14 protein-coding genes are annotated in these 15,071 nt (G+C 53.5%); 11 read left to right on the plus strand and 3 right to left on the minus strand.

Annotation, left to right across the window (positions count from 1 at the left end):
- Nucleotides 1–11 precede the first annotated feature (11 nt).
- The 4 genes from G547_RS22875 to G547_RS0118225 all read left to right on the plus strand — a co-directional run bounded on the left by G547_RS22875 (nucleotide 12) and on the right by G547_RS0118225 (nucleotide 3,768).
- The gene (locus G547_RS22875) at nucleotides 12–446 is read left to right on the plus strand and encodes a PilZ domain-containing protein (protein WP_051235710.1); all 435 of its coding nucleotides are present in this window, start codon (nucleotides 12–14) and stop codon (nucleotides 444–446) included.
- 94 nt (nucleotides 447–540) lie between these two features.
- Nucleotides 541–1,731: a chromate efflux transporter gene (chrA, locus tag G547_RS0118215; protein ID WP_027331057.1), complete on the plus strand. Its 1,191-nt coding sequence runs from the start codon at nucleotides 541–543 to the stop codon at nucleotides 1,729–1,731.
- 79 nt (nucleotides 1,732–1,810) lie between these two features.
- Entirely contained in the window at nucleotides 1,811–2,350 is a 540-nt protein-coding gene (locus G547_RS0118220) for a hypothetical protein (protein WP_027331058.1), read from the plus strand.
- 5 nt (nucleotides 2,351–2,355) lie between these two features.
- Nucleotides 2,356–3,768, plus strand: coding sequence for a TonB family protein (locus tag G547_RS0118225; RefSeq protein ID WP_027331059.1), 1,413 nt, complete (start codon nucleotides 2,356–2,358; stop codon nucleotides 3,766–3,768).
- A 29-nt stretch (nucleotides 3,769–3,797) separates the two neighbouring features.
- On the opposite strand, the gene G547_RS0118230 is transcribed toward G547_RS0118225, so the two are convergent.
- Together G547_RS0118230 and G547_RS0118235 are read right to left on the minus strand one after the other, a co-directional pair.
- The gene (locus tag G547_RS0118230; protein WP_027331060.1) at nucleotides 3,798–5,900 is read right to left on the minus strand and encodes a 3-hydroxyacyl-CoA dehydrogenase NAD-binding domain-containing protein; all 2,103 of its coding nucleotides are present in this window, start codon (nucleotides 5,898–5,900) and stop codon (nucleotides 3,798–3,800) included.
- Between the two features lie 12 nt (nucleotides 5,901–5,912).
- A complete protein-coding gene (locus tag G547_RS0118235) occupies nucleotides 5,913–7,223 on the minus strand; it encodes an acetyl-CoA C-acetyltransferase (protein ID WP_027331061.1) in 1,311 nt (436 codons plus the stop codon).
- Between the two features lie 208 nt (nucleotides 7,224–7,431).
- Between G547_RS0118235 and G547_RS0118240 the strand changes: the two genes are divergently transcribed.
- A complete protein-coding gene (locus tag G547_RS0118240) occupies nucleotides 7,432–7,863 on the plus strand; it encodes a CBS domain-containing protein (RefSeq protein WP_027331062.1) in 432 nt (143 codons plus the stop codon).
- A gap of 197 nt (nucleotides 7,864–8,060) precedes the next feature.
- On the opposite strand, the gene G547_RS22225 is transcribed toward G547_RS0118240, so the two are convergent.
- Entirely contained in the window at nucleotides 8,061–9,809 is a 1,749-nt protein-coding gene (locus tag G547_RS22225) for a protein-disulfide reductase DsbD family protein (RefSeq protein WP_051235711.1), read from the minus strand.
- Nucleotides 9,810–10,087: 278 nt separating this feature from the next.
- On the opposite strand from G547_RS22225, the gene G547_RS0118250 reads away from it, so the two are divergent.
- Genes G547_RS0118250 through G547_RS0118275 form a run of 6 tightly spaced genes read left to right on the plus strand, consistent with a single transcriptional unit; the run spans nucleotide 10,088 to nucleotide 15,053 of the window.
- Nucleotides 10,088–10,561, plus strand: coding sequence for a TlpA disulfide reductase family protein (locus G547_RS0118250; protein WP_027331063.1), 474 nt, complete (start codon nucleotides 10,088–10,090; stop codon nucleotides 10,559–10,561).
- Nucleotides 10,562–10,577: 16 nt separating this feature from the next.
- Nucleotides 10,578–10,799 (plus strand): DUF4266 domain-containing protein, encoded by a 222-nt coding sequence (locus G547_RS0118255; protein WP_027331064.1) that lies wholly within the window; start codon nucleotides 10,578–10,580, stop codon nucleotides 10,797–10,799.
- A complete protein-coding gene (locus tag G547_RS0118260; protein ID WP_027331065.1) occupies nucleotides 10,790–12,070 on the plus strand; it encodes a DUF3570 domain-containing protein in 1,281 nt (426 codons plus the stop codon). The genes G547_RS0118255 and G547_RS0118260 overlap by 10 nt, the downstream gene beginning before the upstream one ends.
- 54 nt (nucleotides 12,071–12,124) lie before the next feature.
- Nucleotides 12,125–13,015 carry an FAD:protein FMN transferase gene (locus tag G547_RS0118265; RefSeq protein WP_211224592.1) on the plus strand — a complete coding sequence of 297 codons (891 nt, stop codon included), beginning with the start codon at nucleotides 12,125–12,127 and terminating at the stop codon, nucleotides 13,013–13,015.
- Nucleotides 13,012–13,680, plus strand: a complete 669-nt coding sequence (locus G547_RS0118270) for a response regulator (protein ID WP_027331067.1) — start codon at nucleotides 13,012–13,014, stop codon at nucleotides 13,678–13,680. Before G547_RS0118265 ends, G547_RS0118270 begins: the two co-directional genes overlap by 4 nt.
- A complete protein-coding gene (locus G547_RS0118275; RefSeq protein ID WP_027331068.1) occupies nucleotides 13,677–15,053 on the plus strand; it encodes a sensor histidine kinase in 1,377 nt (458 codons plus the stop codon). Before G547_RS0118270 ends, G547_RS0118275 begins: the two co-directional genes overlap by 4 nt.
- Nucleotides 15,054–15,071 lie beyond the last annotated feature (18 nt).

Consider the following 15,071-nt stretch of genomic DNA (forward strand, 5'->3'; position numbering starts at 1 on the left):
GGTGTATTGCCATGGAGCATCGCTGCAGTCGAAGAGTCCCACTAAACATCAATGCGCTGATTTACAAACACGGCACACCGGTGGCAATGGGGCGCATCAAAAATGGCAGCAGTCACGGCCTGTACGTTGAAACCGACTATGAGGACGTGCGCGAACTGCAAAAGCTGGAACTCGACATCCTGTTGGGCCAGCGAATCAAGGGTGACCGACGCTGCCGTATCAGCGCTCTGGTTGTCCGCAAATCCCAGTTTGGCATGGGGCTTGAGTTGGAAGTCCTGGAAGATCAGGGCGCCCGGCCATTGAGGGCGTTTATCGAACAGCGTCGCCTGGATCAGCACCGGGTCCATCGAGATCTTCTGGCCGAGACGGCCGCACGCGCGGCACAGGTCAGCAAGGAGCCGGAAGAACCGGTGGGCTATAGCCCGGCTCGCTTGCGGCGCCATTGAAGCACAGAGCCAATGGAGCCCGCGCTCGAATTGCCGATTTTAAGCCTTAAGGGTTAGGATAGGGCGCTTCGGCGAACAGGCTCAAGGGCTTCCCATGGCATCACCCGGTACTGACAGAGACTCGTTGTTTTCAGTCTTCCTTGCGTTTCTCACGTTGGGCTGCACCAGTTTCGGCGGGCCTGTGGCTCACATCGGCTACTTTCGCACTGAATTTGTTGAGCGCCGTCGCTGGCTGAACGACAGCGAGTACGCGGACCTGGTGGCGCTGTGTCAGTTTTTACCGGGGCCCGCCAGCAGTCAGGTTGGTATGGGTATCGGCCTTTTCCGCCGGGGTTTGCCGGGCTCTCTGGCAGCCTGGTTGGGTTTTACCTTACCCTCTGCCGCATTGATGATCGGCTTTGCCCTGGCGCTTACCCAGACCGGCTTGGCCTACGAGCCCGAGATGTTCGCGGGCTTGAAGGTGGTGGCCGTTGCCGTGGTTGCCCAGGCCCTTTGGGGCATGGGCAAATCGCTCTGTCCCGACCGACTCACCGCCACCCTTGCGGTCATTTCAGCGCTTTTGGCCCTGACGATCGGTGGGGTCTGGGGACAGCTCAGTGGCATCGCCCTGGGCGCGGCGGCGGGCGTGTTCTGGCTGAAAGCGCGCGCTACGGCCACCGATGGGGAGTTTGCGGGGGCCAGGGCGAGTACAGGCTGGGTTGCGCTGCTGCTCTTCGCCGTTTTGCTGGCCCTCCTGCCTTTTCTGTCGACGCAATTTGGAACCGCCTACCTCGCACTCATGGACAGCTTCTATCGCGCTGGCGCCCTGGTGTTTGGTGGTGGCCACGTGGTTTTACCCCTGTTGCAGGCGGAGCTGGTACCGGATGGGTGGGTTTCCCCTGATGTTTTTCTGGCGGGATACGGCGCGGCGCAGGCCTTACCGGGCCCGCTATTCACATTCGCCGGCTACCTGGGCACAGCCATCGGCACGGGGCCGGAAGCCGTGGTGCTGGGGCTTCTGGCCTTGGTCTCGATATTCCTGCCGGGGTTTTTACTGCTTTTGGCCGCGTTCCCGCTATGGGGCCGTCTGCGTCGTCAAGAGACCTTACGGCGAGCACTGTCAGGCATCAATGCCGCGGTGGTGGGACTGCTGTTGGCGGCCCTCTATGATCCGGTCTGGACCAGTGCGATTGCTACGGCCGGTGATTTTGCGCTGGCCTTGGCTGCCTTTGGGGCTCTGATGTTCTGGCGGCTGCCTCCCTGGCTCGTGGTGATCGCAACCGCCTTGATCTATCCAGTGCTGTAGTGCGTGTTTGACGACTCAAAGCGCAAGTTATACTATTTATATAACGAATAAATAGCGTTGATAAACAGGGATTGCCTCTATGCGACACGCCTTCTTCTTGCTCCTTTGGGGGCTTCTGTGCCTTTTCTTGAGCGCCTGCGAAAGCACGGGCACCTACGACGTTTACTTTGACGATGCCAAAGATCCTTGGGATTTAGCCACCCGCTCCGATGCGGGAAAGCTTACCTTTACCACTCGGCTGGCGCCAGCTGAACGCGTTACGGTCTACCTCGACGGGAAGGGTAGTGGTGGACTGCGCCAGGCCGGCTTTTTTCAGCTCCTGGATGAAGATTGTGATGCTGGCCACCGAGGCCGTTTGGTGTTTGAAAGCAATGAACGCAACGGTTACCAGAGTCTCTACTTTGAGAACGAAATTCCCTGGGGCAAGCCCCTCAACGTCGAACTGGTCTGGGGTCGCTCAACGCTGACGGCCACCGTGAATGATGAGAAACATCAGGTTCCATTGAAGCATTTTCCAAAAAAGATACGAGTGGAGGGGGTTCGTCGCGATGATGAAGCCACGCTCTCCATCCATTACAACGCCCTTGAAGATCGGCCCAACAACGATAACCAGGAGTGACCCCAATGATTCAATGGACGCTTTGCTCATTGCGGGTTCCCGCCTTTGTGCTTTCGATCTTGATGGGTGCGCCCGCCGTTGCCAACGTAACCCAGGCCTTGGAGCATTACGAAGCCGGGAATTTTGCATTGGCGTACGATGCGTTTGATGTAGCCGCCAAACGCGGCGACCATCTGGCGCAGCGAAATATCGGGGTCATGCACCTGAAAGGCCAATACGTCGAACAGGATTATGTCGAGGCCTATGCCTGGTTAGCGCTCGCGGCCCAGGACGAGGAGTTTCGTGAAGCGGGTACTCATGAAAAAGTATTGAATGTTCTCGAAGAGGACCAGAAAGCGTTGGCCCTCAAGCGGTATCAAGCGTTATCTAAACAGTACGATGATGACGCCTTACGCGAAAGAATGCGTCCCGCTTTATCGTCCGGAACCCTGGCTGTAAAGGGCTTTCAACCGCTTCACACCCAGCGCCCTGACTATCCGGGGTCGGCGGCCCGCCGGGGTCTCCAAGGCTGGGCGGATATCATGTTTACGATCGAAACCGACGGCACCACCAGCGATCATTACGCCTACATCAGCGCTGATTCGGCTTTCTCCGAAGCGGCGATAGAAGCCCTCAGAACGTTCCAGTTCGAACCGTCCACGGTGGCGGGCAAGCCGGTACCCGAACACGGCGTGGTCTACCGTTTCCTGTTCGTGATGGAGAATTCTTCGGAATCAGAACGAGGTCGTTTTATGAACCGGCAATTGACCTCCGCCCGGGAAAAAGCGGAAACCGGTAACCCGGAAGACCAATTCGCTTATGGTTACTTGACGGGCGCGGCCCGATCGTCTTTTGGTGATGATCGATTCCTTTCAGAAGAAAACCTTCAGAATCCAAACGACTGGTATATGAAAGCCGCCAAACAGGGCTACAGTGTGGCGGGCTTTTTTCTCGGAAGAAATACGCTCAGTGGCAAGGGCTGTTACCCGGACCCGGTCAAGAGTCATTTCTGGTTGGTCCAATCGGCCGAGGAGGGCATTTCAGACTCGCAATACCTGCTGGCAATGGAACTCCTGCACGGGGTGAGATTTACAAAAGATGTGGACCAGGGCTTCTATTGGCTGCAGCGGGCGGCTCAAAGTAATACCGCTGCTCGACTCCGGTATGCCTGGGTTCTGGCCACTTACCCAGACGACCATTATCGCGACGGAAAGCTGGCCAGAGAACACTGGGCGGCCCTTGATGAGGACTACCACGATCGCCAGCGCTATTATCAGACGGCTGCCGCCATCGCGGCGGAAAACGGCGACTTCGAAAAGGCTGTCCAGTGGCAGGAGAAGGCCCTAGAGGATGCTCGCGAGCTAAAAATTCCTACCGCTCGACGGGAAGATCGCCTGGCGCTATACCGGCAGCAAAAACCATTGAGAGTGGATTTATAAGCGGCTGAGCGTCCTTGCTCAACGCGCCATCAGGACCAGCCGGCGTCGGGATTAAAGCGCTCCCCATGCAGTTGGGCCAACTGCTGAAGCCGCTGGTGAATATCACCGAAACCGCGCTCATGGGCGTATTTCATCGGGCCGCCACGGAAGGGGGCAAAGCCAGTGCCGAAAATCATGGCGCCGTCGAGTAGCTCCTCATCCTCCACGACCTTTTCGCTCAGGCAGGCCATGCAGGCGTTGAGCATGGGCAGGATCAAACGATCCAGAGTCTCTTCTGGCGCTCGGGGGGCCTGCCCCTGCTTTTTCGGTTTGCCTTTGTCCCACAGGTACAGGCCTTCACCGGTTTTCTTGCCGAGCTTGCCTTGCTCGACTTTGTCCCGGAACCACTGTGGCGCCTCCGGCAGGTCATTGTCGAGCCGCTCGCGCAGCATGTCCGCCACGCCCAGGCAGATATCCAGACCGACCTGGTCCGCCAGCTCAATCGGCCCCATGGGCATGCCGAAGTCCAGTGCCACTCGGTCAATGCTCTCCGCCTTGACGCCCTCATCGAGCATCATGATCGCTTCGATCAGGTAGGGCGTCAGGGCGCGATTGACCAGAAACCCGGGCGCACTAGAAACCGGGCAGGGCAGGCGACTGATCTGCCCGACAAACTGGCGGGCCCGGTCGTAGGTGTGGTCATTGAGGGCCGAGTGTTTGACCACCTCGACCAGTTGCATTTGCGCGACCGGATTGAAAAAGTGTACGCCCACCAGCCGCTCGGGTTGCTTCAGGCCTTCCTGCAACTGCTCCAGGGGAATACTTGAGGTGTTGGAGGCCAGAATCGCCCCCTCTTTGAGCTGGGGCTCGACCTCGGCGAACACTTTGTGTTTGATTTCCAGCTTCTCGGGGACGGCTTCAAGTACCAGATCTGCCTGGCCGATCCCCTGGTGGGTGAAGTCGGGGATCAACCGGTCCAGCACTTCTCGGGTGTCCGCCGAGCTGAAGCGCTTTTTCCGGCACAAGTCGGCGGTTTTCCCGATGGCTTTGGCAATCATTTCCGGCTGGGTATCGAATAGCGTCACCCGAAGTCCCTGAATCGCGCACCAGCCAGCGATATCGCCCCCCATGGCCCCAGCACCGATCACGTGGACCTGCTTTACCGGCGGTATGTCATCGGAGACCGACGACAGGCCTTTAAGTTGCTCTCTGAGGAAAAAGACCCGTACCAGGTTGCGGGAGGTTTCGCTGGTCAACAGTCTGGCGAAGGAGCTGACTTCGTGCCGCAGCAAATCCTTGCCGCTGCGGCCGTGCCTTTCCCACAATTCGATCAGCGCATTGGGCGCCGGGTAATGCTCAGGCGGCGCCTTGCTCGCGGCCTGCGACCGCATTTTCTTGCCGACGTAGCGACGTACCGGGTCAATGCGGAACAGTTTTGCCGTCCAGTGATTTTTGCGGCGCGAGAGCTTGCCGTCCGCCACCGCTCTCACCGCGTTCGCCACATGCCTTTCCTGCACCAGGGCATCCACCAGGCCCAGCGCTTTGGCTTTTTTGTCGCGGGTATTTTTGCCGGTCAGCATCATGGTCATGGCCTGCACAGGGCTGATCAGATCCACCAGCCGACCAGTACCTCCCAGGCCGGGGTGCAGCCCCAACAGCACTTCCGGCGTGCCAAACGTCGCGCCTTTCACCGCAATGCGGTAATCACAGCACAGTGCCAGCTCCAGGCCGCCACCGAGCGCGGCACCGTGGATGACGGCCACGGTGGGGCAGCGAAGATCCACCAGCCGATTTACCACCGCATGAGCGTGAGAGAGTTTGTCTTTCACCTCCGTTTCGCTGTGAAGATGGCGAAACTCCTTGATATCGGCGCCCACGCAAAAGCTGCCGGTTTTTCCCGAGCGTAATACCAAGGCTTTGGGGAGGTCGGCCTCAAGCTCGTTGAGTACTTGGCTGAGCTCCTCCAACACTTCGGCGGAGATTACATTCACGCTTGAGTCCGCCTTGTTGAGTAACAGCCAGGCGATGCCCTCATCGTCGCGCTTGAGCTGCCAATGCTTCCAGGGGCCGCTGCTGTCCTGCCCGGGCTCATAGCCAAACGGGCCCAATTCGAGGGCGCGTGCCTGTAGTGCGGAAAATACGGGACCTGTCATCTGGCGCTCTCCTTAAAGTCGTTCGATCATCATGGCGCCGGCCTGGCCGCCGCCGATGCATTGTGTCGCGATACCGCGTTTGAGCCCTTTGCGCTCCAGCGTGTTCATCAGGTGCAGAACAATGCGGTTGCCACTGGTACCCACGGGATGCCCAAGCGCAACGGCGCCGCCATCAACATTCAGCTTTTCCATATCGATGCGGCCAAAGCGCTGTTTCAAACCGAGCGCTTCCCGGCAGAAGGTATCGTCATCGAGCGCGGCCAGGCAGGCCAGCACCTGAACGGCAAAGGCCTCATTGAGCTCCCAGAGGTCAATATCCTCCAGACTCATATTGTGGCGGGTCAATAACTGCGCAATGCTCATGGCCGGCCCCAGGCCCATTATTTGGGGGTCTAGCGCGGACCAGTGGCTGTCGGTAATGACGGCCTTGGGCGTCAGATTATGCTTCTTCACCGCCTCTTCCGAGGCCAGAATCATCCAGGAGGCGCCATCGGTAATCTGGGAGCTGTTGCCGGCAGTGACAATACCGTAAGGTCGCTCGAACACTGGCTTGAGCTTGGCGAGGTGCTCGACCGAGCTGTCCCGCCGAACCCCGTTGTCTTCCGGGTAGAGCGTGCCGTCCGGTGCGATGGCGGGAACCACTTCATTGTCCAGCCAGCCTTCTTTCTGGGCCTGCGCCAGGCGCAGGTGACTACTGACGGCGTACTCATCCGCCTGTTGGCGGGTGATGCCAAACAGCTGGGCGATCACCTCCGCCGTCTGCCCCATGTTCAGCTCCACAATGGGGTCGGTCAGCCCGCGCTCCAGGCCCACCACGGGCTTCAACATGCCGAGCCGGAGCCGGCTCAATGCCTTCAATTTTGCCATCGGCCCTTTGGCGAGTTGCAGATCCGCGAGCCAATTGACGGTTCTTTGCTGCAGCAGCAGGGGAGAGTGGCTCAGCGCCTCGGCACCCCCCGCCAGAATCAGGTCGGAACTGCCGCTTTGTATATAACGATAGGCCGTATCGATGGACTGCATGCCGGAACCGCAGTTTATCTGCACCGTAAAGGCTGGCATGTTTTCTCCCATGCCCAACCGCAATGCGGCGACGCGGGCCGGGTTCATCTCTTCGGAGATCACGTTGACGCACCCCAGAATCACCTGATCAAACGCGGTGGGAGCGCAGGGTTGGCGCATCAATAGCGGGCGTCCCGCCTGAACCGCCAGATCGACCGGGGTGAAGGGGCCGGGCCGTCCCCGCGCTTTCAGAAACGGGGTTCGGGCGCCATCGACGAGGTAAACCGGACGATGGCCGGCAGTAGAGTGGGAATCATTCGCCATGAGGGCTCCTTGAACGATCAGTGAAACACTTCGATACCCTCAAGCATAAGGCCTTCTCTTGCAGAATGACAACTCAGCGTGATTGTCAGAGGCAATACAAAAACGGGGGCTGATTGAATCGTACTGGGAGGAAAGTGGAATTCTTATCAGCTAGGCTTGTCCCTAGTAAGGCAACGCTTCACATTAACGATGAGAAGGAGAGCAAGTGATGCAAGTCAGAAAGCTCATGAGCCCCAAACCAGAATTCATCGAAGCCAGCGCTACGATCGGTGAAGCCGCCAAGCGTCTGGAACAGGAGGGTAGAGGTTTTACACCGGTGGCCGACCGGGAGAAACTCGTGGGCGTGCTCACCGATCGCGATATCGCGCTCAGGGGCATGACCAACGGCAAATCCCCCAATGATAAGGTCAGTTCGATCATGAGCGGTAAGGTGCTGTACTGCTATGAAAACGATGATGTCAAAGACGTTTTGCAAAACATGTTCCAGCAAAGCGTTCAGCGTCTGATTGTACTGAACAACGACACCAACAAGGACTTTGTCGGTGTCATCAGCCTCAGTGATATTGCTGAAAAATGCGATGCCAAGAAGGACCCGGATACCTCTCAGCGCGTAATAAACTGCTGCCAGCGGTATCACTGATAATCAACCAGCCCGGTGGGCCAAACGTTTGGTCCACCCGTTCTTACCCACAGTGGTGCCCTCAACGACAGTGCAAAAAGGGCTAAGCCAATGACACTTCTCCCTTGAGACGCTCCCAAAAGCCCACCCTTTCGGTAGGCACCGGGCGAGACCCTCCGGCGCAAGGACAACGCAGCAGAACGACCCGCAGGCCGTCGTTAAAGTAGCGCTCGCCCCATCGCATTCTCGACAATGCTTTCGCTAAGTAGTTGAGGCAGCAACTCGGGTTCGCCACCGCCTTCAGGGTACATGAGATATAGTGGTATACCACTTCTATTATGACGTTTGAGCAACTCAGCAATTTCGGAATTTTTGTTGGTCCAATCGCCGACCAGGAAAATCACCCCATGTTCTTTCAACTGTGCTTTTACAGAGGGCGTCAGCGCGACTTTCTCGTTGACTTTACACGTAAGACACCAATCCGCTGTGAGGTCTACGAAAACAGGAGTTCCCTGTGATCGGTAGTGGTCCAATCGCTCGAAGGTGAAGGTCTCCGCCGCATCGGCTCCATGGCTATCGGAGACGCTTTCCATGTTTGCGACAATCAAAAGGGCAGGAACGAATACGACAAGTGCAAGGCCATTTTTCAGGATATCAACGCGCTTACTCTGAGCCGAAAGTCCGCGTATCCACAAAGTGAGGAAAATAAGCAGCATTCCTACGAGTGTAAGAATAACGGTGTCGCTGCTGGATTGGTGCGAAAGTACCCAAAGCAACCAAATGACCGTCAAATACATGGGAAAAGACAGCGCTTGCTTAAACTTTTCCATCCAGGCACCGGGTTTTGGCATCCACCGAGAAAGAGCGGGGCTATAACTCAACGCAAGAAACGGTAGCGCCATCCCCATCCCGAGCGCAGCAAATATAAGCAGAGATATCGGAGCGGATTGAGTCAGTGCTACCCCCAGAGCCGTTGCCATGAAAGGGGCCGTGCAGGGGCTCGCCACCAACGCGGCCAAAACACCAGTAAAAAATGACGATTGCACTGAATTGCCCGTCGTCCACTTCTGGCCAATTCCCATAAATGATCCGCCAAGCTCGATGGCACCAGATAGCGATAGCGCCATTACAAAAAACAAGTAAGCCATGAGCGCGACAAAGACAGGATGTTGTAGTTGAAATCCCCAGCCTAACGTCTGCCCCGCTGACCGTGCGGCCAAAATTGCAGTTGCCGCGAACAGGAAAGAGGCCACAACCCCAAGAGTGTAACTCCACCCGTGTTTTCGAAGCGTGGCTTTTGACTCATGTCCGCTGGCAAAACTCAGCGCTTTGAGGGAAAGAACAGGAAATACGCAAGGCATCAAGTTCAGTATTAGACCACCCAGCAATGCCCCAATCAGCGTCAGTACGATCTCGCTAAAGCTCGTCTTTTGCGAAGTTGGAGTCCCTTGTAGAGGGAGGCCGCCGACGTTAATTTTACTGCCTAAATTGCTGGTGTTGGAAAGAGTCGTAATCTCGCCGCTTTTACTGACTCTAAACCGGTAGGACGTCGGAGGGAAGCAAAGCCCTTTATCCGCGCACCCTTGCGACGTCACGGCGATATCAAAGCCCCTGCCCACGTAAGGACTCATCTCAGCGGTTAGGGTGGTGGCGCTGTGGTATATCTCTACCTCGCGCTCCAAGAATTCATCAAATTTCCTTTGACCCGTTGGAGCGTCGTAGGGAATCTCCACATGGTTGCCACCCGGAAGAAAGGCCTCAATCTTAAAACCATGGCGGTACAAGAAGTAGCCATCTTCTATCTGCCAATGAACTTGAAGTTGCTCGCCGTGTAAAGAAACGGCCGGCTGGAAGGCATACTCTGGGTCGAGAAAGGATTCCGATTCAGACGCAAGCGAGGGAGTGCTAAAACCACTAAACGCTGCCGCCAGCCACAGAAAAAACACCTGAGTTGATAGTAATTTCACCGATTGCTCCATTCAAAGTCTGCGTTATTTTCATGGTGACACAGAAGCCTTACGGTAACCTTACGAAGCCAGACACTGGCCAAAAATGGCAGATTAACTCCAGGATTCATACATGGCTGGACCCCTCGGGTATATGGATTTTCCGACCCTTCCTCCGTTTCTTTTCGGGAGCTGTAAGGTTTCGTTAAGGTTCAACTGACAGACTGGGTATTATGCCGTGCCTGGTTCCCGCTGTGGCGGGGCTATTTCAGAATGGAAGGTCACTATCGAGGTGAGAAATGCTCAAAAAGTTTAGTTTTCTGATTCCTTTATTACTTTTAAGTATTAGTAGCTGGGCTGAACCATCCGTCGTTCCTGCCAAGGTATTTGAGGAAATAAAGGCTTCAGCATCAATGAAGCAAGGAGACATTCTTTATATCGATTTTTGGGCGTCGTGGTGCAACCCCTGCCGGAAATCATTCCCTTGGATGAATGAAATGGTTAGAAAACATCATTCCAAAGGATTCAAAGTGCTTGCTGTCAATGTCGACAAGGAGCGAGCCCTTGCCGATAAATTTTTAGCAAGTATCAATACTGAGTTTCCAGTTTTCTATGACCCCAAAGGACGTCTCGCGACAATTTTTGACCTCAAAGGAATGCCTTCCAGCTTTATTGTTGACTATGAAGGCAACCTATTGATGTCTCATAAGGGATTTTTTGAAGACCGCGAAGCCACCTATGAGAAAGAAATTAAATCCTTGTTAACGAAATAGATATGAGGAACGGTCAATGTTCAAAGTAATCAAATTTTCTATGGTTCTAGTAGCCTTGGGCATGGCAGGCTGCAGCTCCCTTGGCGTGCAACCCTGGGAGAGGGATTTATTGGCAAAAGAAGAAATGTCATTAAGCGCAGGCGCTACCGACTTGGCCCTTGATGATCATATCTATTTTAGCAAAGAGGGTACCAGTGGTGGACGTGGTTTTGCGGGAGGTGGCTGCGGATGCAACTGAAAAAAACGAGTATCAAAAAGGCCTTGTTCGCAGCATCGTGCTCCCTATTAGCCGGAAATTCGGTCGCGAAGGACTGGGACTTTGATGCAGCGCTAATGTACTACGGGGAGTCCGATCGAGTTCAAGCGATAGAGGGTATATTCAAAGCCAATAGAACCTTGAAAGATGATCGGGAATTCAGTTCCAAGCTCGTAGTCGACTCCCTTACAGGGGCCTCCGCCAATGGAGCGGTACCCCAGACATCCGCTCAAACGTTTACCACACCGTCGGGCAACGGGCAGTACACAGCCGGGGCGGGCGAGACACCGCTTGATGACAGCTTTCTGGATACGCGCGTCCAAGTTGCTGCGCAGTGGTCTCAACCTTTGGGGGAAAAATACATTGTCTCCACTGGTGCAAACTTCTCAAATGAATATGATTATCAGTCAGCAGCATTTAATAGTTCGATTGGCCGATATTTGAACAACAAAAATACCACGGTATCGTTAGGGCTTTCTTATGCGATGGACTCCGTTGATGCCGTCGGCGGCCGTCCGGTAGGCCTATCCACGATGGTTGTTGATGAAGGTCAGTTTGCGAACGCCGAGGCCTTCCAGGCGGCCTTTGATGCAACAAGACAGAGTGGTGGCGAGGACGGTAAAGATACCGTGGATGTGGTGTTGGGGTTGACACAGGTCATCAATCGCCGTTGGATAACGCAGTTTAACATCAGCCTGTCGGAGGTGGATGGCTATCTTACAGACCCTTACAAAGTGGTCAGCCAAGTGGACACTTCGGGCTTGTCAGTAAATCAACTGTATGAAAACCGGCCGGGAACCCGCTCCAAACAGGCATTTTTTGCCCAATCAAAATATCACTTTGAAAAATCCGTCTGGGATATTTCTTATCGGTTAACCAACGACGACTGGGGAATACAGAGCCATACAATTGAGTCTCGCTATCATTTTCTGTTGAGCAACAACCGCTATATAGAGCCCCATGTTCGTTTCTATCAGCAAAGTGAGGCGGATTTCTATACACCTTTTTTGCGAGAGGGTGAGTCACTTCCTGAATTCGCTAGCGCAGACTATCGAATAGGTAAATTAAACACCTATACGTTGGGAGTCAAATATGGAAAGAAACTGGAAAACGGCCGAGAGTATGGGGTACGGCTTGAGTACTATAGCCAAGCGCCCCAGAGCGTCGGAGTAGAACCGCTGGGCCAGTTGGAATCACTTGATCTCTATCCAAGTCTCGATGCCGTAATTTTGCAGTTTGACTATAAGTTTTGATGCGTATGCTATAATTCTCGATACTCATCACCTAACTTGATCTAGGAGTCTATCGTGGCGATCAGAGCCCTCAAAAACTATGAGCTTAGTCGCCACAATTCCTATTTTTCTGCTAAATTTCATGCGATGGCGAGTCCCTGTGAGCTGCTTTTTGATACACGTGATCAGTCGCTTGCAGAGTGGCTTTCCGAGAAAGGAGTGGCGGAAGTCCAGCGAATTGAAGAAAAGTTCAGTCGATACGCCAAAAATAACCTCTGTTTCGCTATCAATAACGCCGACGGCGCCCCTGTCGAGATTGACGATGAGTGCTATCGGCTTTTGTCGTTCGCACAAACCTGTTACGAACTCTCCGAAGGTATGTTTGATTTGACGTCTGGCGTCCTTCGTCGTGCTTGGAAGTTCGATTGTAGTGACCGACTCCCACAACAACACCAAATCGACGATTTGCTCCCGCTTGTTGGTTGGGAAAAAGTGAGATTTACCGATCGCCACATTCAAATGCAGCCTGGGATGGAAGTTGATTTCGGCGGAATAGGAAAAGAATATGCCGTTAGCTCGGTATCGGATATATGCCTACACCATGCACCAAACGTTTCTGTATTGGTAAACTTGGGAGGGGATATTCAGGTCACAAAACCTCGTGAGAGAAACCTCCCTTGGCGCGTTGGAATAGAAAATCACAAGCAGGTCATTCCTATAATCCAAGGCGCTCTCGCCACCAGCGGAGATGCGAAGCGCTATCTGCTCAAGAACGGTAAGCGTTATGGTCATATCCTAAACCCAAAAACAGGGTGGCCAATCAGAAACGCGCCGTCATCCGTGACGACACATGCACCGCTTTGTGTTCAAGCCGGCTGTTTAGCAACACTCGCCTTGCTTAGCGGAAAAGAGGCAGAGCAATTTTTGAAAAATCAAGACGTAAAGTATTGGTGCACCCGAACATGAGAATTTTATTGGTGGAGGATGATGAGCTTCTTGCAGAGGGTATAAAAACCGCGCTAAAACATTTTCACTACAGCGTAGATTGGGTTGGCACAGGAAAAGACGCTATCGCAGGGCTGGAAAGTGCTGATTATGCTTTGATAATTTTGGATCTCGGGTTGCCCGACATTGATGGCATGCAAGTGCTTACGGGAGCTCGGCAGCGAAAACTTGATATTCCCATACTGGTATTGACCGCTAGAGATCAGGTCGATGACAAAATTTCCGGGTTAAATGCCGGTGCTGACGATTACATGGTAAAACCATTCGATATCAATGAGCTTGAAGCGAGAATACGGACGCTGACACGACGGGCTAACGGGCGCCGCACAGACGTGCTTCAAGTGGGTGATGCCAAATTGGACGTTAACGAACGCGCTCTTTTCCTGAAGAATTCAAGAATTACATTTTCACGTCGCGAGTTTTCGCTAATCCATGCTTTTTTTGAAAGACCCAGGAAAGTCTTTACTCGCGAAAGTCTGGAGGAGCTATCGTATAGCTGGGACGAAGAGATTGAAAGTAATTCACTGGAAGTTCATATTCATCGCCTTCGAAAAAAACTTGGCAATAATGCTATTAAGACGGTTCGAGGTGTAGGGTATATGCTGGTGGAAGAGCATTTCTCGTGATATCAATTCGCTATCGGATAATCAGCTTTTTATTCGTTTCGTTATTAGTAATCAATATCGTCTCCGGCTATTATATCTATCGCCATACACAGGAGGAAATCGAGGAAATTTTTAATGCTCAACAAGCACAAGTGGCGCGAACGATAGAGCAGATCATCGCCGATACGGCGATCTCCGACCGGCAGGACACCTCGGTTTCCAGTGTGCCTGATATTGATGATTTGCTTGGTCACGGAGCCCAGGGGCATCATTACGAGAAGAAAATAGCGTATCAGGTATGGGATTTGGAGGGTAACCTTTTGCTCATGTCTGAGAATGCCCCGCTCTATCCGCTTGCCGCAACAGCTCCTGGTTTTAGTCGAACCGAGTACGATGGTGACGTGTGGCACATTTTTTCACTGTATTCAAATTTAACTCAAAAATGGATTTACACCGCACAGAAATCGGAGGCGCGAGACGAACTTATTGAGCTCATTACAGGTGATCAGCTGCTCACTATGCTGGTAGTAACCTTTCTGATTCTTCTTGTTGTTCCGCTAGGCGTCATATTGGGGACAAGACCAATTTCGGTTTTTAGTCGAGAAATTGCTACCCGCGATGGTAAGAATCTTGACCCCATTGCACTCCCCGTAAGCAAAGAACTATACCCGATAAAGAAGGGCGTCAACCGTCTTCTTGAACGCATTGATGAGGCACTAAAACAGGAAAAGAGCTTCAGCGCCGACCTATCACATGAGTTAAGAACCCCTTTAGCAGCGATAAAGGTCCATGCTCAAAATTTGGAGCTAAAAGAGGTTGTTAGCGATGAGGGGCGGCTATCATTAGCGCGTATGACGCGTGGCGTAGAAAACATGTCGAAAACCATCGAGCAACTGCTTTTGCTCAATAGTATTGGTTCAAGAAAACTTGAGCTTTTGCAGGAAGAGGTTGGGTTGTACGATTTGGCTAAAGAAGTCCTATCATTGTTGCCGCAGCAGATCCACAGAAAGAACGAAATTGAGCTGGTCGGACGTAATGTGTTTGTTTTGGGGAACCGTTCACTCATTGCCGCCTTGATTAGGAACTTGGTTGAAAACGCTTCAAAGTATAGCGATGAAAAGGCCAACATTGTCGTTGCGGTAAGAACGGAAGGGAATCTGGCCGTTCTGGAGGTTATCGACAGTGGACCAGGCATGACAAACGAACAAAAAAGGAACTCCACGAAACGAAATTTCCGTGTTTCAGATACCCAGACCTATGGCAGTGGCCTTGGATTAGCAATAACACAAAAAATTGTAGATCTTCATGCAGGAGAACTAAGATTTTTGGACAGGGAGGACGCCCAAGGTCTGGTTGTACAAGTCACCTTCCGAAAGCTCGACACCTCTCATTAGCGGGAGAGCGACAGCAGG

This window comes from Marinimicrobium agarilyticum DSM 16975 (genome assembly GCF_000423345.1).
Taxonomy (GTDB): domain Bacteria; phylum Pseudomonadota; class Gammaproteobacteria; order Pseudomonadales; family Cellvibrionaceae; genus Marinimicrobium; species Marinimicrobium agarilyticum.

Bases quoted from the DNA above. Each gene is read 5' to 3' on its own strand.
- G547_RS22875 (WP_051235710.1), top strand. From the start codon at position 12: ATGGAGCATCGCTGCAGTCGAAGAGTCCCACTAAACATCAATGCGCTG.
- G547_RS0118230 (WP_027331060.1), bottom strand. From the start codon at position 5,900: ATGACAGGTCCCGTATTTTCCGCACTACAGGCACGCGCCCTCGAATTG.
- G547_RS0118255 (WP_027331064.1), top strand. From the start codon at position 10,578: ATGTTCAAAGTAATCAAATTTTCTATGGTTCTAGTAGCCTTGGGCATG.
- G547_RS0118260 (WP_027331065.1), top strand. From the start codon at position 10,790: ATGCAACTGAAAAAAACGAGTATCAAAAAGGCCTTGTTCGCAGCATCG.
- G547_RS0118250 (WP_027331063.1), top strand. From the start codon at position 10,088: ATGCTCAAAAAGTTTAGTTTTCTGATTCCTTTATTACTTTTAAGTATT.
- G547_RS0118220 (WP_027331058.1), top strand. From the start codon at position 1,811: ATGCGACACGCCTTCTTCTTGCTCCTTTGGGGGCTTCTGTGCCTTTTC.
- chrA (WP_027331057.1), top strand. From the start codon at position 541: ATGGCATCACCCGGTACTGACAGAGACTCGTTGTTTTCAGTCTTCCTT.
- G547_RS0118235 (WP_027331061.1), bottom strand. From the start codon at position 7,223: ATGGCGAATGATTCCCACTCTACTGCCGGCCATCGTCCGGTTTACCTC.
- G547_RS0118270 (WP_027331067.1), top strand. From the start codon at position 13,012: ATGAGAATTTTATTGGTGGAGGATGATGAGCTTCTTGCAGAGGGTATA.
- G547_RS0118225 (WP_027331059.1), top strand. From the start codon at position 2,356: ATGATTCAATGGACGCTTTGCTCATTGCGGGTTCCCGCCTTTGTGCTT.
- G547_RS0118240 (WP_027331062.1), top strand. From the start codon at position 7,432: ATGCAAGTCAGAAAGCTCATGAGCCCCAAACCAGAATTCATCGAAGCC.